The organism is Allobosea sp. P4_E12 (assembly GCF_056401655.1).
The window spans coordinates 1-17,596 of record NZ_JBFUIY010000026.1 but is presented as its reverse complement, the minus strand read 5'-3'; the positions used below and the strand labels follow the sequence as shown (position 1 = coordinate 17,596).

Below are 17,596 nucleotides of genomic sequence, written 5' to 3'. Positions count from 1 at the left end.
TGGGAATCATCGCCGGACGAGGTTCTCGAAGTGGTCCTGACGCTTGGCACGGGCATCGGCAGCGCGGTGTTCAGGGACGGCGCGCTTACTCCCCATCTGGAGCTCGCCCAGCATCCGATCCGCAAGGACATGACCTATAATGACTATGTCGGCGACGCGGCGCGTCACGACCTGTCCAAGAAGAAATGGAACATGCGTGAAGCTGCGGAGTGACTTAAGCGCGGCTCTGTCGCCTGCATGCTCACCATTTCCGCGAGGTATGAGCGCACGGGGAACAACACTCCGGCTTTGGCCTTCAAACTCGAAAATGAAGGACGCCCGTTGGATTTTGCGCTCGGCGTCCCGGGGGGCGGGTTCGTTAGCTCCGGAACTCCGATTTCCAATTCAAAAGCAAGGATCGGAGCGCATGTGATCCTGTTGCCGTCTACCTCCTCGTGTTGGAAGCTACGAAGGCAAACAACATGCATGAAATCATCCGCTTTGCGTGGGGGAACGGTTCCCTCGGCGACTTTATCCTCGCCATGTCCGACAAGGGTATCGTGGCGCTGGAATTCGGCGCATCGCGCAGCCTGATGGAAGATGCGCTGCGAGATCGGTTTCCGGACGCCGATTTGCAGGCTCATCAGGACAAGCTGGCTGACGCGATCAAGACAGTGACGGGCGTCATCGACGATCCCGCACGTAATTGCGATCTCCCGCTCGACATGCGGGGAACGCCCTTTGAAGTGACTGTCTGGACGATGCTGCGGGAGATTTTCGCGGGTCAGACGACCAGCTACGGTGCGCTGGCAGCCAAGCTCGGCACGCGGGACCCGCGAGACCTCACACAGGCCATCGCCAACAACCCGATCGCGGTCATCGTCCCATGCCATCGCGTCATCAAGAAGGACGGCTCGATCTCCGGCTATCGCTGGGGCGTCCGGCGCAAGCGCGTATTGTTGGCTCGCGAGCAGCGGTCAGGGGAACAATGACATGTCCGGCGTGCCGGCCCTCGGCCATCTGGAATTCGAAGCCGAGGGCTCGAGTTTGTGTTCGCCCACCACCAGAACCATGAAAAGAAGTGCGGGTCGCGGATGGGGCCACCGGAGCACAGGAGTGGGCTCCCTTCACCTTAAGCACCCTTTCCAATGGCCTTCTTCGATGTTTTCGCCGGCGCCGCTGGCAACACGGTTATGGTCACCTTCTTCGAGATGAGCATTGGTTTGAATGGCCGGTGGTCGGGGTCGCCGAGCACCAATTGGAGGGTATGTTTTCCAGGCGGCAACTCAAGCCTCGCCTCCGTCTGCCCCGCACCGAAGTGAAGATGCTTGTTGTCTGACGGAAGCGGCTCGTCCGGAACAATTTCATCGCTGACATCGACCAGAAGGTGGTGATGTCCGGCATTCGGAGCGGAGCTGCCGGCCTGCGTCACGCCCATATTTCGTAGGCCGAACCGCACCCAGAATTCGCCGCGGATCTGCGCTCCGTCCCAAGGATAGATGATGTAAAGGCGCGCATCCGGAGATGGCGCGCGTTGCGGTGTGGAGGGTGTTGGGGCCGGCGCTGTCTGCGCCAAGGCTTCGAGCGTGAAAAGGCTGACTACAGCAAAGGCGAGAAAGATGCCGCTGGCGGATCGGCCCATGGAACCCTCCTGTCAGAGCGAGCGAGCTATCCTGAATCCGTGTGCAGGGTAACGGACGCCCGTATCGTAATGGGTCCGGCTCGCTGGCCTCACCGAGGCAGCGTTGCTTCGCCAGGAGCCGCCCCTCAAGACATTCTCGCGACAATTCTCAGCCGTCCGAGGGGAGCCCTCCAACGGCGCATCCCGGTAGTTGGGCAGCCAGCAATCGGCCACCCACTGCGCGACGCCGCCTCCGAAATCGGCACCCCCGAATGCATTGCGTGCGAAACTGCCGACCGGCATCGGAGCCTTCGGATCTTGAGGCCCGCCGCAGTCCCTGCAATTGGCGTTGCCGGGTTCGAGCTCCCGCCCCCACCAAAAGCGGGTCGAGGTGCCCGCCCTTGCGGCGTATTCCCACTCCGCTTCGCTCGGCAAACGGTATGGCTTACCGGTCAATTGCGCGAGCCAGTCCACATATCGCTTGGCATCGAGCCAGCTCAGATTGCGGGCTGGCGTTGTGTCGCTTCCGTCGAGCGAGAAGTTGCAGCCCTTTGCGGCCGCGCATCGGTTCCACTCGGCGACGGAGATGGGCGACAGACCGATTGCAAACGGCGAGATGGTCACGGTCCGGATCGGTTGTTCTGAGGGGTCTTCGTCGCTACCCATCCGAAAAGCCCCGCCGGGTATGCGGATCATTTCGGGGCAGGTTTCGCAGTCCCGGAAGCCGGAAGCGGTTTGGATCATCCGTGCCGCAGGAAGGTTCGGAGTCAAAATCGCGACCTGCGGATCTGAAGCTGGGGCGCCAGGCGTGGGATCCGCCAATGGGGCCAAAGGTCTGGCCGCATCCGCATTGTTGCTTGCCGGCGGCTCAACCCGTGGGGGACGGGTAGGTTGGTTTGTCACGGTGACGAGGGGGACGGGCACCCATTGCGGGCGCTGTTCGACTGACACCAGACTTGGCTTTCCGCCGACCAAGTAGCCGGCGGAGTAGAGGTCTGCGGCAAGCAGCGCAAATGCTGCCGCGATCCCCGCAGGTATCAAAAATAGGCGTCTTTTTTTCGTCGCGCGAGTGAAGGAAGCTGGATCGGGAAGCACCCGATAGATGCGAACAGGATCGGTAATGTTCTTCAGCTTCTCGTCGCCAAGCGACTGATATCCGCAGACCAGCTTATTCTTGATCTGTTCGTAGACGCCGCCTGAGATATAGACGCCGCCGGGCGTCGCTAGCGCCTCCAGGCGGGCGGCGATGTTGACGCCATCGCCGAAGACATCGTCCGGCTCAACGATAACGTCACCTAGGTTCACCCCTATCCGGTATTGAAGCCTGTGTTCACGCGGAAGATCGGTATTCCTTGCCGTCACGGACTGCTGAATGACAATCGCGCATCTCACGGCTTCGAGCGGACTCTCGAACATAGCGAGGAAGCCATCGCCGGTGTTCTTTATGAGCCTCCCGTAGTGCTCTTCAAGTGTGGGATCGACGATCTCGCGGCGAACCTGCTTCAGCCGGCGAACCGTTCCTTCCTCGTCGTGACCCATCATCTGGCTGTAACCAACGATGTCCGCCGCGAGGATAGCCGCAAGCCTGCGATGAGGGTGCGGATGAGCTGGAAACTCTTCGCGCATCACGACCACCACTGTCGATCACACAGCCCCGCCTTATCCATATCAGGTAGCCCATCCAGCGTCGCGAACTTTCCGCTGATCGACGAGCGCTGGGCGTCGCCCTGGCGCTCCGGCAGCGGGCCACGCTCGGCCCGACCTTCACCCGGATCATCCGCGAGGGAGACTGGAACGCAGCGGACCGGCGGACCGCTAAGGGAAACGCGTGGGAGGCTGCCGAGGAGAGTCGGTATGAAGGAAGTCTAGCGGGTAGAATGCCGTGATGGGTGAGGGCGGTTGCTCATCGTCATCGTCAGGCGAAAGCTTCCACTCCTAACCCGCTCATTCAAAAGCGATGGCGCTGAACGAGGCCTCATATCATACGGCTTGGCCGATGGACGGGACGTGCGTCTCGTTGACGTTCACACCTTTGAAATCACTGAAGATGGAACGACATTGACCCGCGAGACGTGACGGCCAAGAGTCGTTTCGGAACTTTCGTGGCCCAATTCGCGGTAGCCGTCACCCCTTGTTATCCGCTGCGTCAGCACCTCGAAACCCGATTGGCTCCGGCGGGCCCTTGGTCGTGTCCCGCAAGGTCTGGCGTTCGGCTTCTGAATTCAGTTCAGCTCCAACCAGAACAATCGTCGCTGACAGCCACATCCACATCAGCAGCGCGACGACTGCGCCGAGGGTGCCATAGGTCTTGTTGTAATCCTCGAAAGTCGCGACGTACCAGGAGAACGCGAGCGAGCCGATCAGCCAGGTCACGCTGGCCAGAATGGCGCCGGGACTGACCCATTTCCACGTGCGTTGTCGCGGCTGGGTCCAAACCGATAGAGAGCTGAAAGCCCGAGCATCAGGACGAGGATGAGGGCCGGCCAGCGCCCGAGCCAGAGAATCCATTCCTCTGCCGGACCCAAGTACAGGAAATCCAGCAACACGGGCACGGCGGCGATGGCGCCGAGTGCCAGCAAGGCGAAGAGGAGGATTGCAAGTGTGAAGCCGAGCGTGGTCAGGTTTAGGCGGAGGAAGCTGCGCTTCTCCTCCTCGCCGTAGGCGACGTTCAACGCATCGAAGAGCGCCTTCACACCAGCATTCGCGCTCCATGCCGACAGACCGAGGCTGATCAGGAACGCTATTCCGAGCTTCGTTTCATCGCCTGTGGCGATCCGGGTGATCTGATCGCGAACGACCTCGAGGGCGCCGGATGGCAATAGGCCTTCCGCCATTGCCAATTGACCCGCGACAGTGGCCGGATCGGCAATGATCCCATACAGCGAAACGAAGGCGGTGATGGCCGGAAACAGCGCAAGCAGCCCATAGAAGGTGACACCGGCGGCTACGGCCAGCACCCGGTCCTTCCCGACCTCGTCATAGGTCCGTCGGAGGATCGCTGCCCAGCCCCCAGGGGGAATCTCGGTCGGTGTCTTCGCATCTCCCCCGTCGCGAAATCCCGTGTGTCCGCCACCCTTTGCGGGCCCCTTGGCGCGCCCCTCGAACTGCCTGACGATGATCGATCCCCCAACCCCGATCAGGGCCGCCAATGACAATTGGGCAAGCAGACGTTGAGCGCGCAATTCGGTCACTCCCAAAGCGAGGGAACTTCGGGCACTCAAAAAAGTTGCCGAACGCCGCGACGGTCGAGGACGATGCCGGAGCAGGTCGGAATTAGGAGCGCTGGCCCGTTTCACTCCCATAGGCGCTGCGCAGAACTCGGGTCAAAATATGCGACGGCCTATGAACAATTGACATTGAGACCAGCCGAATTTGATGTTCGAATGATTGGCTCGCCAGACGGGATCTCTCGTTGTGAGATGATCTGAACTGGCTACGCTGCGAGGCCGCCGATGGTGCGAAGAAGCCCTGACCGTCATCCCAGCGCCGCGGTTTGGGGCAAAACCACGGACGCCGCGAACGACCTGGCGCGCCAGGTCCGGGAACAGACCACACTCTTCCACTTCACCGATCGCTTGTTTCGCGCTCGCACGCTCGTCGATATCTATGAAGCGGCCCTCGACGCCATTTGCGCAGCGCTCGCGAGCCCCCGTGCCTCCATCCTGCGCTTCGACGAGGGCGGAACGATGCGTTTCGTCGCCTGGCGCGGACTTTCAGACGGATATCGTGCGGCCATCGACGGCCACTCGCCCTGGCAGCGTCAGGACCGCGAGGCCGACCCGATCTTCGTTTCGGACGTCGCTCTCAGCGGAGAGCCTCAGAAGTTGATTGAGACCGTCATCGGCGAAGGCATTCATGCCCTGGCCTTCATTCCGCTCGCCGGGGCCGATAAGCTGGTCGGCAAGTTCATGGTCTATTACGATACGCCGCGGGTCTTCACCGATCACGAGCGCGATCTCGCGCTGATCATTGCGCGCCAGCTTGGCTTTGCTATCGAACGCCATAGCAACGATGCCTCGACCCGGCGTCTGACGGCGCTCGTCGAATCGTCTGAAGACGCGATCATCGCCAAGGATCTCGACGGCCTTATTACCGACTGGAATCCGGGCGCCGAGCGGCTTTTCGGGTATCGCCCCGAGGAGGTCCTAGGCCAGTCGGTGTTATTGCTCATTCCCGAGGACCGCCGGGACGAGGAGCCAGAAATTCTGGCGCGCATTCGTGCTGGAGAGCGAATCGAGCATTTTGAGACGATCCGCCGACGTAAGGACGGAACGCCTGTCGCGATCTCGCTCACCATCTCGCCGATCAAAGACGCCCGGGGCGAGATCGTGGGTGCGTCCAAGATCGCCCGCGACATTTCCGATCAACAGCGCGCGCAGGAGCAGCAGCAAATGCTCCTGCGCGAGATGAACCACCGGGTCAAAAATGTCTTCGCGCTCACGAGCGGTATCGTTAATCTCAGCGCGCGTTCGGCTTCCAGCCCGGCTGAGCTCGCCGCAACGGTATCTGAGCGACTCGCGACCTTGTCACGCGCCCACGCGCTTACGATGTCAGCCATGGCCGCTGGTGGCGAACCGGCGGCCACCACGCTGCACGCCCTGATCGCGGCAATACTCGCGCCGTATGACGTCGGTGAACGGCCACGCAGCGAGGTTAGCGGTGCCGATATTCCAGTGCCCTCTGCTCTGGTCACATCGCTCTCGCTGCTGCTCCACGAGTTTGCAACCAACGCTGCAAAGTACGGCAGTCTTTCCACCGCGGATGGCAAGGTTGAGATCACATGCTCGGATCGATCGTCCGAATTCGTACTCGTCTGGCGTGAGCGCGGGGGACCATCGCCGACGATCACACGAAGCGACGGCTTCGGCAGCCGGTTGATCAAGGCGACGGCCAGTCAGCTTGGTCGGGTCAGCAGGGATTGGGACCCGCTGGGTGTTGTCATCGAGCTTGTCATCCAGCGCGACAGGCTCGGAACCTGACGCGAAGAGTTTGAATGGCCCGGCAGCGGACGGAAGAGTGCGCCGGTGGTCGCGGACGCCGCGGTCTTGAAAGGACAGCGTGAGCGGGCGCGTGGGCCTTACCTATCGGTCCCGTGCCGGAATGCTCATCGATGAAAAGAGCGAAGTGGGCTCAGTTCGGCCGCATGACTGACTTGAGGTTCATGAACTCGTGCAGACCGTGAGTGCCAAGCTCTCGGCCGTGACCAGACGTCTTCATCCCGCCGAATGGCACCTCGGGCGAGGAGGCGAGCATCTGGTTGATCGCAGTCATGCCAGCCTCGATCTCGCGCACGAACCGCTCCTGTTCCTGGGGATCATTCGTCCAGACGGACGAGCCCAGTCCATAGGGAATGGCATTCGCGATCCGGATCGCGTCGCCGATGTCCTCAGCTTTGAACAGCATGGCAACGGGGCCGAAGATCTCCTCTTTCATGAGATCGCCCTCGAGAGGCACGTCGACCAATATCCCCGCTGACATGTAGGCGCCCTTGCCGGGCAGCGCCTGGCCGCCGAATAGTAGTTTGGCGCCGACCGCCTTCGCCGCGGCGAGCTGGTCGAGGACCGTTTCGCGCTGTTCGAAACTCGAAAGTGGGCCCATGTTGGAAGCCGCATCCATCGGGTCGCCGGCCTTCACGGCCTGCATCGCCGCCGAGAATTTCTCCCGGAATGCTTCGTAGATGTCGGCATGGACGATCATCCGCTTGCCGCAAATGCACGACTGGCCGCTGTTCTGGATGCGAGCCGTTACGGCTTGCCTCACTGCCGTGTCGAGATCGGCCGAGGGCATGACTATGAAGGGGTCAGATCCCCCGAGTTCCAGCACGACCTTCTTCAACGCCGCGCCCGCCTGCTCGGCCACTGCGCGTCCCGCTGCCTCGCTGCCCGTTAGCGTAACCGCGACGATGCGCCTGTCCGCAATGAGGCCGGCGACGGCGGAGGACTTGATGGCAAGATTCTGGAACACGCCGTCGGGTGCTCCGGCGGCGATCACCATCTCCTCCATCAGCCCGGCGACGCCCTGGACGATGCTGGCATGCTTTAGCAGGCCGACATTGCCCGCCAGGATCGTTGGCGCAAGGAAGCGGACGGCCTGCCAGTAGGGGAAGTTCCAAGGCATGATCGCCAACACAGGCCCCTGCGGCAGGTAGCGCACCTCTGCGCGGCCGCCGCTCGCCATAGCGATCTCGGTCGGCTCMAGCATCGCGGGGCCGTTCTGCGCGTAGTGACGGAAGGCCGCGGCGCTCTTCTGCACCTCRGCGATGGCCGACGCATGGGTCTTGCCCATCTCCTGGACCGCCATCACAGCAAGTTTCTCGCTGTTTGCCTCGTATTGCTCGGCGATCTTCTCCAGCAATGCGGCGCGCTCCGCGATCGGCCTCGCACGCCAGTGCCGGAAGGCCGCCTCCGCCTTGACGATCTTGCTCTCCAACTCCGGCGCGGTCAGTTCGGGATAGGTGGCGATCTCGTCGCCGGTTGCAGGATTGACGCTGCGAAACATGTTGGCTCCTTCGCAAGGGTGCTTCTCGGGGCGCGCGCTAATCGGATCGGGCAGGAACTCACGCTCCGGCGCGGCCCGCTCGGTCATTTTCGACGAAGCCTCCCGGCCGGGCGGGGTGGGGCAGATTCCAGCCGAAGTAGACCTCCGTCCTGACGATCCGGCCAGCGCGTACGGCATGCAGCTCGACGGTGCGAAAGCTGCGGCCAGTGATTGGTGAACGTCGCGTTGGCGAGGGGGTTCCCTGCATCTCGTAGGATCGCCGCCTCAAGGGGCTCCGCCACGCACGCAGATCATCGGGAGGTGGATTCCGCCAGCGAAGCGGTAGAGCCGCGGGCAGACAAGCCCTCAGGCGTCCTCATTGCCCGGGCCAATAGGCGTCTGTTGCCCGCGCTCCTCTGGCTCGCGTCTGCACACGCCTCGCGTATGAGTTTCGATTGCGGCGAGCGCTGCGTCTAACGAGGAATATGGCCCCGGCGAGAGTGTTGCCATAGTACCCACCGCTCGGCCCGACGGAATTATGCGGAAGCACCCGGACAAGGCCAGTTCGACATGCCCCGCGTTACGGCCGAGCAAGTCGATCAGGTCCCACCTTGTCGAGCTCGATTGCTTGATGATGAGATCCATGAAGGCTTCTCCCCTCCAAAGGTCGCCTACCGTTAACAAATCCAAGCTCGAACAGGTTGCGCGGACAGTCCGCGGTTTTCGGGTTTACAGGCGCGGGAAGCGATCGCAGTGGCAAGGGTGGTCACCGGCAGACAGATGCGCGGAGACCCGCAGTGTCTCTGAACAAAAACACGGCCCGTGCGTTCTTTCGCTATCCCATTCACGCCAACGGAGAGGTCCCATGGATTGGAATCGCGTCGAAGGAAACTGGAAGCAGCTCAAGGGCAAGGTGAAAGAGCAGTGGGGCAAACTCACTGACGATGACCTCGACGTGATCGCGGGAAAGCGCGATCAGCTTGAGGGAAAAATCCAGGAGCGATACGGTCTCGCGAAGGATCAGGTTCGGTCGGACGTCGATAACTGGTACGGCCGTCAGACTTGGCAGTAGCTATTGCAGTGAAGAAGCCCCGCCGGCCTGAGCCGACGGGGCACCCACTCGATGATCCTCTAATGCCGAGAGTGCGTCATTTTGCTTGCGGACGACGCGCATTTTACCGGAACGAACCTTGGGGCAGGTCCATCCAATCGTTTGAGGCCACTGGCTGAGGTTGGGGCGAGTCGTGGAGGTCCGCTATGTCTCTGACATTTGAAGCCGACCCGGTGGACGCACCGGTGACCGCCGCGGATTATTCGGGTGATCCGCGTATCCAGAGAATTGCTAGGGCGATGTGTCGCGCCGCGCGGATAGACCCCGACCAGCCAGCCGGAGGGGTTGCGATCTTCAAGGTCATGCACTGCCAAGTCGGACGGTCGGAGAATGATCCGGCATGGACGTTGTTTCAGCGTCAGGCTGAACTCTTTATCGCCATGAACCCGGATGTGGTCGGACCACTCTGATCCGTCAGCGAGGCGGCTATCGCATTGATGCTCTCATCTTGACTCCCGGGCATTGAAATAGGAACAAAAGAGGAACATGGCGGCCCGCCCATTTTCAGAGGACACCAACAATTGTGCGGCCCGAGCTCGCCATACACTCTCTGCGCGCGCAGATCGCAAGGATCGAAGGCACGAACCGGCGCGCGAAATCGGTGCTTCCTTTCGGAATCGCCGAGGTGGACTCGCGCCTCCCCGGCGGCGGATTGGCGCTCGGGGCGCTGCATGAAGTGGCTGGCGGCGGCAACGGTGCGATCGACGGTGCCGCGGCCGCGCTGTTCAGCGCGGGGGTCGCAGCCCGCACCCGGGGGAGGGTCCTGTGGTGCATCACGCGGCCGGATCTCTTCGCGCCCGCCATCGCGCAAGCGGGACTAGCCGCCGATCGGGTGATCTATGTGGAAGCCTGCGACGACAAGACCGTGCTTTCCTGCATGGAGGAAGGGCTGCGCCACGGTGGGCTTGGATCCGTCGTCGGGGAAGTTGCCCGCCTATCCATGACCGCCTCTCGTCGGCTGCAACTGGCCGCGGAGGGGACCGGGTCGGTCGGAATTGCCCTTCGCCGTTGGCGGCGTCAGACGGAGGCCGCCGATTTCGGTCAGCCAACAGCCGCCATGACGCGCTGGCGCGTCTCGGTGATGCCATCCTCAGCGCTGCCGGTCCCCGGCGTCGGTCGGCCTCGCTGGCTGGTCGAGCTCATCCGGGCCCGCGCCGGCGATAGTGCAGATTTCGAGTTGGAGGCGTGCGATGACACGGGTTGTCTCGCTCTTCCTGCCGACCTGGTCCACCGACCGGGCGCGGCGGAAGGCTGGCGACGCAGCGCCTCCGCCTGAGGCACCGCTCGTCCTCATAGGCCGCGACGGAAACAGGCGAGTGGTGCTGGCATCAGATGCTGCGGCTCAGGCTTCCGGTCTCTGCGTTGGCATGCCCGTGACAAAGGCGCAGGTACTCGTTCCGGGTCTGATCGTCGAGGATGCCGATCCGGCCGCTGACGCCGAAGGACTCGATCGGCTGGCTGTCTGGATTCTGGAGCGTATCGCACCGGTCGTCGCACCCGATCCGCCGGACGGCATCGTCATCGACACGACCGGGGCAGACCATTTGCACGGCGGCGAGAACGCTATGCTCGACGGGGTGATCGGTCGCCTTGCCATGTCGGGGATCGTCGCTCGGGCGGCGATCGCTGATACGTGGGGCGCCGCTCACGCACTGGCTCGTTACCGGACACGTTCGACGATCGTCGCCGCTCCAGGGCATGGACCATCCATCATCGCCCCGTTGCCGCTGGAGGCTCTGCGGCTTCCGTCCTCGGTTAGTGCCGGGCTGCGCACCTTGGGCTTCGAGCGGATCGGTGACTTGCTGGCTCAGCCGCGGGCTCCTCTGGCTCTGCGTTTTGGTCCGGAGATTGGCCGCCGCATCGACCAGGCGCTTGGAGACCTCGCGGAGCCGATCAAGGCCATTCGGCCGCCCGACCTGATCGAGGTTCGCCAAGCCTTCGCCGAGCCCATCGGCGCCGCGGAGACGATCGCGCGCTATATCGCCAAGCTCGTCGGGCAACTCTGCGAGCGCCTGGAGGAACGTGGGTTCGGCGCACGTCGTCTCGACCTCATCTGCCATCGCGTCGACAATCGTGCAGAGGCGGTTCGGGTCGGATTGGCCACGCCGGTTCGCGACGTCAAGCGACTGACGCGGCTCCTCTGCGAGAAGATCGATACGATCGAGCCGGGTTTCGGAATTGAGGTGATGACTCTGGCCGCGACCATCGCCGAACCGCTGGAACGCAAGCAAACCCACAACTCGCTTGTCGAAGCGAGCTTCCCGGACGTGTCTGACCTGGTCGACACCCTGGCGAACCGTGTTGGGGAGCGGGCCGTCTATCGTCTGGCTCCGGTCGCAAGCGATGTGCCTGAACGTTCCGTCTGCCGAATCCCGGCGATGGCGGCCGAGACGGGGGCGAGTTGGCCGGGTCATTGGCCGCGGCCATCCCGTCTGTTGCCTCAACCCGAACCGGTCGAGACCATGGCGCTGCTGCCTGACCAGCCCCCCGTTTGGTTCACCTGGCGGGGGATCCGTCGGCGAGTGAAGCGCGCGGACGGTCCCGAGCGAGTTTTCGGCGAATGGTGGAAGCGGGATGCCGAGCTGGCTGCGGTTCGCGACTATTTCCGGGTCGAGGATGATGCAGGCGAGCGCTACTGGCTCTATCGGGCCGGTGACGGTGAGCACGCTGCGACCGGCTCCCATCGCTGGTTTCTGCACGGGGTGTTCGGATGAGCGGTTCGCGTTACGCCGAGCTTCAGATCACCTCGCATTTCAGTTTCCTGCGCGGTGCCTCCTCATGTGAGCAACTGTTCGCGCAGGCGGCGGCCGCAGGCCTCGAAGCAGTCGCCGTTGCCGATCGCAATTCGCTGGCCGGGATCGTCCGCGCCCATGAGGCGGCCAAGGCAACCGGTGTTCGCCTCGTTGTCGGCTGCCGCCTCGATCTCGTCGACGGCATGTCTGTGCTCGTCTACCCGATTGACCGACCGGCGTATTCGCGGCTGTGTCGACTGCTCTCGCTCGGCAAGCAGCGCGGCGGCAAGGCAAAGTGCCATCTGGAGTGGCCCGATCTTGTCGCCTATGGCGAGGGGCTGATCGCTGTCCTCGTGCCTGATCAGGCCGACGAGGAATGTGCCTTCCACCTTCGGCGCCTTCGCGATGCGTTCGGCAACCGTGCCTATCTCGCGCTGACGCTGCGCCGACGTCCGAACGACCAGCTTCGGCTTCACGAGTTGTCGAACCTCGCGGCCCGGATGGGCGTGCCGACCGTCGTCACCAACGACGTGCTGTTCCATGAACCCGCGCGGCGCATTCTCCAGGACGTGGTGACCTGCATCCGTCAAAACGTCACGATCGACGCCCTCGGCGGCCGGCGTGAACGGCATGCCGATCGCTACATCAAGCCGCCGGAAGAGATGCATCGGCTGTTCAGCCGCTACCACGAGGCGTTGGCGCGGACGCTACAGATTGCTGATCGATGCCGCTTTTCGCTTGGTGAGCTGGCCTATCAGTATCCGGAGGAGCGAGACGATCCGGCGCTCACACCCCAGCAGACCCTGGACAAACTGACCTGGGAAGGCGCCGCCGAACGCTATCCCGAAGGCATTCCCGAGAGCGTCGATGCGGCGCTTCAGCACGAGCTTCGGTTGATCGAGAAGCTGGGCTACGCGCCATATTTCCTGACGGTGAACTCGATTGTTCGCTTCGCCCGATCTAAGGACATTCTGTGCCAAGGCCGCGGCTCGGCGGCGAACTCGGCTGTCTGCTACGTGCTCGGCATTACGTCGATCGACCCGGGCCGCAATGATTTGCTGTTCGAGCGTTTCGTTTCCGAGGAACGCCGAGAGCCGCCGGACATCGACGTCGATTTCGAGCATGAGCGGCGCGAGATCGTCATGCAGTGGATTTTCGACACCTATGGTCGCGATCACGCTGCGTTGTGCTCGACCGTCATCCGCTATCGCACCAAGGGCGCGCTGCGGGATGTGGGAAAGGCCCTTGGCCTGCCGGACGACTTGATCGGCACGCTGTCCTCGCAGGTCTGGGCCTGGTCGGAAGGTGGCGTAGAGCCGCGCCATGTCGAAGAGCTGAACCTCAATCTCAAGGACCGTCGGCTTCGGCTGACACTCGACCTCGCGCGTCAACTCATGGGCGCGCCCCGGCACCTCAGCCAGCATCCCGGTGGATTTGTCCTCACCCATGACCGGCTCGACGATCTCGTGCCGATCGAGCCTGCCGCCATGGCTGATCGCCAGGTTATCGAGTGGGACAAGGACGATATCGATGCCCTGAAGTTCATGAAGGTCGACGTGCTGGCACTTGGCATGCTGACCTGCATGAAGAAGGGGCTCAATCTTCTCGCCGAACACAAGGGCATCAATCTCGACCTCGCAACGATCCCCGCCGAGGATCCGCGCACCTACGCCATGATCCGCAAGGCAGACACGCTCGGCACTTTTCAGATCGAGAGCCGCGCGCAAATGTCGATGCTGCCGAGGTTGAAGCCGCGGACCTTCTACGACCTCGTGGTCCAGGTCGCGATCGTTCGCCCTGGCCCGATCCAGGGAGACATGGTCCACCCGTACCTTCGACGGCGTGAAGGACTGGAGCCGGTCCACTATCCCAAGCCCGAATTGGAGAAGGTGCTGGGCAAGACCCTTGGTGTGCCCCTGTTCCAGGAACAGGCCATGCGCGTGGCGATCGAATGCGCCGGCTTTACCCCGGGCGAGGCCGACATGCTCCGGAAGTCAATGGCGACCTTCAAGTTCTCCGGAGGCGTATCGTCCTTCAAGGACAAGCTGATCGCGGGCATGGTCGCCAACGGCTACGAGGAGGAGTTCGCCGAGCAGACCTTCAAGCAGCTCGAAGGATTTGGCAGCTATGGCTTCCCTGAAAGCCACGCAGCATCATTCGCCCTGATCGCCTACGCTTCGGCGTGGCTCAAATGCTGGCATCCCGACATCTTCTGCGCCGCACTCCTCAACAGCCAGCCCATGGGCTTCTATGCTCCGGCCCAGATCGTCCGGGACGCGCAAGCACATGGGATCGAGGTTCGTCCCGTCTGCGCCAACGCCTCAAGGTGGGACTCGACGCTGGAGCCGACCCGCGACGACGGCCGATTCGCGGTCCGGTTGGGTCTGTGCATGGTGAAGGGCCTCGCCAACGCACATGGCGCAGCCATCGTCACGGCCCGGGCTGATCAGCCCTTTGCTTCGGTCGATGACCTCTGGCGGCGTGCCGGAGTTCCTGTGGTTGCGCTCACGCACATAGCCGAGGCCGATGGCTTCCGACCGTGCTTTGACCTAGCTCGTCGAGAAGCGCTGTGGGCGATCAAAGCACTGCGCGATGAGCCGCTACCGCTTTTCGCGGCGGCGTCTGCTCGGCAGAGCGAGATCATCCCCGAAGTGGATGAGCCGGCTGTTTCCCTCCGGCCGATGACGGCCGGTAGCCAGGTGGTCGAAGACTACCGCCATGTCAGCCTGTCGCTGCGCAGCCACCCGGTTTCCTTCCTCCGACGGGATCTGCGAAGGCGACGGATCGTTACCTGCGCCGAGGCGATGGAAGCTCGTGATGGCCGCTGGCTTGAGGCTGCTGGGATCGTCCTCGTCCGCCAGCGGCCAGGCAGCGCCAAGGGCGTTATGTTCATCACCCTCGAGGATGAGAGCGGCATCGCCAACCTCGTGGTCTGGCAAAAGGTGTTCGAGCAAAATCGCCGCACCATCCTCTCCGCCGGTATGATTGCGGTGCGTGGCCGCGTCCAGCGCGAGGGCGAGGTCGTTCATCTGGTCGCGCAGCGTCTAACCGATCTGTCGGCAGAACTCGCCAGCGTCGGAGAGCGCGACGATGCCTTCCCGCTGCCTCATGGCCGGGGGGACGAGTTCCACCATGGTTCGCTGGCGCCGGATCCGCGTGGGCTTCCTCCGAAGGGGCTTCGAACCCGCGACATCTACATTCCCGACCTGCATCTCGATACAATCAAGGTGAAGACGCGTGATTTCCGGTGAACCCAACGGTGCACCGTCGGTCGCAAGCCGACGGCCGACGGCGGACGTCGCCGTGCCGTGCCGCTATCTCTCGGTCGTGGGAACAAAGAAACGGCCGCAGGGTTTCGGACGGGTGCAAGGACGCCGCGAACGCTCTTGCACGGCCTAACGCCCCGTCGCTCTTTCGCGAGCGGCGGGGCAGCACATCGGTCATTGCGATTGAGTAGCGGGCGGTCGGAAGCCTCAGAAGGCATGCGGCGATAGGTAATCGCTTTAGCATCATCCACCGTCAGGAGGAGACATCCATGGCGACGGGAACTGTGAAGTGGTTCAATCCCAGCAAGGGGTTTGGTTTTATCCAACCTGATGATGGCGGTCAGGACGTGTTCGTCCACATCAGCGCCTTGGAGCGTGCGGGATTGCGAGAACTGCGCGACGGACAAAAAATCGATTACGAGGTTGTGCCGGACCAACGCTCGGGAAAAGCCTGTGCCGAGAACCTTAAGGCGGGATAAAGCGGCTGCGGATCCTGGAACTGGCTACGGATTCATTCGTTTTGTCGGCGTGCTGGCCTTCTCCACCCGCCCTCGAAGGCCACGCGGCCTATAGCCTCGCTCGGATTGCCCTACGGCGGGGGCTCCTTCCTCTCGGAAGGCGTTGCTACCCTCAAGTACAAGAGAGGAGCGATGCATGCGTGGCAGCATTGGACAATTCGAGGAACGCGCTTGAATTGCCGAGCTACGTGGCCTTGAGGACGCATGGGGTCGGGAGAAGGTTGCTAGCGGACACTGCGAGAGGGGGCATGTGCAAGCCTAGCGCCGGCCACCCGACCTCCACGCATTCCCGCAAGGGTCGACGGTGCGGCTGCGGCTGGCCGAACGGCAATCGAACGAGGTAAGCCCATGTGCGGCAGGTTCAGCCAAGCGTATTTGGGACCGAGAGTTCGTTGTCGATGGGGCTATGGTTCTTCCGCAACCACGAGCGCGCCGACATGACGATCAGGCTGATGACCGACGGACCTCTACCAAAATCGAGGGGATGGCTTGTGGCCTCGAACTGAGATTGCGCTCTACCGTTGCAGTCCGCGAACCCGAAGTCGCGTCGCTCTCGCGCCGATTGTGTTGAAGAAGTCCGCGGCAATACTTGGTGCGGGTTCGGCCGTCCGAAATGGAGATATTCCATCTTCGCGCGGGCGTAATCGGCTGCCAAAAGAGGCACTCTAGGAACTAGCGGGGAACAATATTCTCCGTTGAATGCTGGAGTGACTTCCATTTCGGTTGGGTCGGACTTTTTCAACGCAATCCGCCAGGAGCGGACGTCGGGTTGCCGCCCGAAAGCAAACATTCGCGCCTGGTCAGTTCGGCGCTCCCCGAACAAGTCGGTGCTTGCCCAGCATCGCAGCGGTCGTTCCTGCGAATAGCGTGACGTCACGCCGAGAGGCGTTCCCATCCCACGTCTGCAGCGACGCGCGCCACAGTGTCTCGTAGCCAGATATGCGCCGGGTCATGGTCGTAGGAGGCGTGCCAGACGAGCGCGGCGACTGGCTCCGGCAAGCGCAGGGCACCGGGCTGAGGCTCAGTCCGAGCTCCGTAGCAAACAAGCGGGCAAGCCTGGCGGGCATGGTCGTGATCACCGGCGCGCCCGCCACGAGAAAGGGGACCGCGACGAAGCGCGTTGTGGTGAGCGCGACCCATCGCCTGAGGCCAAACTTCGCGAGCGCCTCGTCGACCGCGCCTTGCTCGCCCATGCGCAAGCTCGTGAGCACATGCGGCAGCCGCACATAGTCCTCGGCGACGTGATCCCGAGCCGGTCGGCATCGAACATGCAGAGCCAGCTGTCCGTGGCGAGCACGCGCCGCTTGTGGTGCGTCCGCCCCTCCGGAAGCGGCCCGAAGCCGATACCGAGGTCGAGGCGGTCGGCGTCGAGCTCATCAAAGAGTTGATCGGCGGGCTGCAGACGCAGCCGGATGCCGGGGCCGGCCTCGCAGATGCAGGCGAGCAACGCCGGACCGAGCATGACCTCCGCGCCGTCCGGCAGTCCGATCCGGAACAGCCGCTCGGCCGTCCGGGGATCGAAGCTGACGTCCTGGGATACGAGGCTCGCAATCTGCCCAAGTGTGATCCGCACCGGAGCGATCAGGGCAAGGGCGCGGGGGGTGGGACGCATGCCCTGCGGCCCTCGGGTCAGGAGTTCGTCGCCGAACAGCGCACGCAGGCGCGCAAGATTGTGGCTCATGGCGGATTGCCCGAGGCCGAGGCGGGCCGCAGCCCGCGTGACGCTGAGCGATGCGCGTGCACTCGCTTACGAGGGCTTCCCGTTCGCGGCTCGGTCGGCGAGCATCTTCATCATCCTGCGACGGGATTGCCGCCATGCTGCAGTGGTTCGGCTCGCCGCGCAGCCATCCGAGGAAGGCGCGCTTGAGCAACTCAGTGTCCAGCTGTCCAGC

15 protein-coding genes are annotated in these 17,596 nt (G+C 63.0%); 9 read left to right on the top strand and 6 right to left on the bottom strand.

Annotated features, from left to right (window positions below; all coding sequences use genetic code 11):
* The first annotated feature begins 30 nt into the window (after positions 1–30).
* Together AC1DW9_RS26430 and AC1DW9_RS26425 are read left to right on the top strand one after the other, a co-directional pair.
* Positions 31–213, top strand: coding sequence for a hypothetical protein (locus tag AC1DW9_RS26430; RefSeq protein WP_441492987.1), 183 nt, complete (start codon positions 31–33; stop codon positions 211–213).
* A 248-nt stretch (positions 214–461) separates the two neighbouring features.
* Positions 462–971, top strand: coding sequence for a methylated-DNA--[protein]-cysteine S-methyltransferase (locus AC1DW9_RS26425; protein WP_476777076.1), 510 nt, complete (start codon positions 462–464; stop codon positions 969–971).
* Between the two features lie 140 nt (positions 972–1,111).
* On the opposite strand, the gene AC1DW9_RS26420 is transcribed toward AC1DW9_RS26425, so the two are convergent.
* The 4 genes from AC1DW9_RS26420 to AC1DW9_RS26405 all read right to left on the bottom strand — a co-directional run bounded on the left by AC1DW9_RS26420 (position 1,112) and on the right by AC1DW9_RS26405 (position 4,782).
* Complete coding sequence (locus AC1DW9_RS26420; protein WP_476777075.1) at positions 1,112–1,621, bottom strand: DUF4399 domain-containing protein; 510 nt, start codon at positions 1,619–1,621, stop codon at positions 1,112–1,114.
* 12 nt (positions 1,622–1,633) lie between these two features.
* On the bottom strand, positions 1,634–3,226 hold the full coding sequence (locus AC1DW9_RS26415; protein ID WP_476777074.1) for an SUMF1/EgtB/PvdO family nonheme iron enzyme: 1,593 nt from the start codon (positions 3,224–3,226) through the stop codon (positions 1,634–1,636).
* Positions 3,227–3,724: 498 nt separating this feature from the next.
* On the bottom strand, positions 3,725–3,973 hold the full coding sequence (locus tag AC1DW9_RS26410) for a YihY/virulence factor BrkB family protein (RefSeq protein WP_476777073.1): 249 nt from the start codon (positions 3,971–3,973) through the stop codon (positions 3,725–3,727).
* Positions 3,970–4,782, bottom strand: a complete 813-nt coding sequence (locus AC1DW9_RS26405; RefSeq protein WP_476777072.1) for a YihY/virulence factor BrkB family protein — start codon at positions 4,780–4,782, stop codon at positions 3,970–3,972. Before AC1DW9_RS26405 ends, AC1DW9_RS26410 begins: the two co-directional genes overlap by 4 nt.
* A gap of 270 nt (positions 4,783–5,052) precedes the next feature.
* On the opposite strand from AC1DW9_RS26405, the gene AC1DW9_RS26400 reads away from it, so the two are divergent.
* A complete protein-coding gene (locus AC1DW9_RS26400; RefSeq protein ID WP_476777071.1) occupies positions 5,053–6,579 on the top strand; it encodes a PAS domain S-box protein in 1,527 nt (508 codons plus the stop codon).
* Between the two features lie 151 nt (positions 6,580–6,730).
* Here AC1DW9_RS26400 and AC1DW9_RS26395 read toward each other — a convergent pair whose 3' ends face one another.
* Positions 6,731–8,185: an NAD-dependent succinate-semialdehyde dehydrogenase gene (locus AC1DW9_RS26395; protein ID WP_476777070.1), complete on the bottom strand. Its 1,455-nt coding sequence runs from the start codon at positions 8,183–8,185 to the stop codon at positions 6,731–6,733.
* A 757-nt stretch (positions 8,186–8,942) separates the two neighbouring features.
* On the opposite strand from AC1DW9_RS26395, the gene AC1DW9_RS26390 reads away from it, so the two are divergent.
* The 6 genes from AC1DW9_RS26390 (at position 8,943) to AC1DW9_RS26365 (ending at position 15,665) form a co-directional block, all read left to right on the top strand.
* A complete protein-coding gene (locus tag AC1DW9_RS26390) occupies positions 8,943–9,149 on the top strand; it encodes a CsbD family protein (RefSeq protein ID WP_069880139.1) in 207 nt (68 codons plus the stop codon).
* Positions 9,150–9,334: 185 nt separating this feature from the next.
* Positions 9,335–9,598 (top strand): hypothetical protein, encoded by a 264-nt coding sequence (locus AC1DW9_RS26385; RefSeq protein ID WP_476777069.1) that lies wholly within the window; start codon positions 9,335–9,337, stop codon positions 9,596–9,598.
* A 113-nt stretch (positions 9,599–9,711) separates the two neighbouring features.
* Positions 9,712–10,464 (top strand): ImuA family protein, encoded by a 753-nt coding sequence (locus tag AC1DW9_RS26380; RefSeq protein WP_476777068.1) that lies wholly within the window; start codon positions 9,712–9,714, stop codon positions 10,462–10,464.
* Positions 10,379–11,902 (top strand): DUF6504 family protein, encoded by a 1,524-nt coding sequence (locus AC1DW9_RS26375; protein ID WP_476855223.1) that lies wholly within the window; start codon positions 10,379–10,381, stop codon positions 11,900–11,902. Before AC1DW9_RS26380 ends, AC1DW9_RS26375 begins: the two co-directional genes overlap by 86 nt.
* Positions 11,899–15,171, top strand: coding sequence for an error-prone DNA polymerase (locus AC1DW9_RS26370; protein ID WP_476855222.1), 3,273 nt, complete (start codon positions 11,899–11,901; stop codon positions 15,169–15,171). Before AC1DW9_RS26375 ends, AC1DW9_RS26370 begins: the two co-directional genes overlap by 4 nt.
* A gap of 284 nt (positions 15,172–15,455) precedes the next feature.
* Complete coding sequence (locus AC1DW9_RS26365; protein WP_476777065.1) at positions 15,456–15,665, top strand: cold-shock protein; 210 nt, start codon at positions 15,456–15,458, stop codon at positions 15,663–15,665.
* Positions 15,666–16,779: 1,114 nt separating this feature from the next.
* Here the strand turns inward: AC1DW9_RS26365 and AC1DW9_RS26360 are convergent.
* Positions 16,780–17,385: a LysR substrate-binding domain-containing protein gene (locus AC1DW9_RS26360; RefSeq protein ID WP_476777064.1), complete on the bottom strand. Its 606-nt coding sequence runs from the start codon at positions 17,383–17,385 to the stop codon at positions 16,780–16,782.
* Positions 17,386–17,596 lie beyond the last annotated feature (211 nt).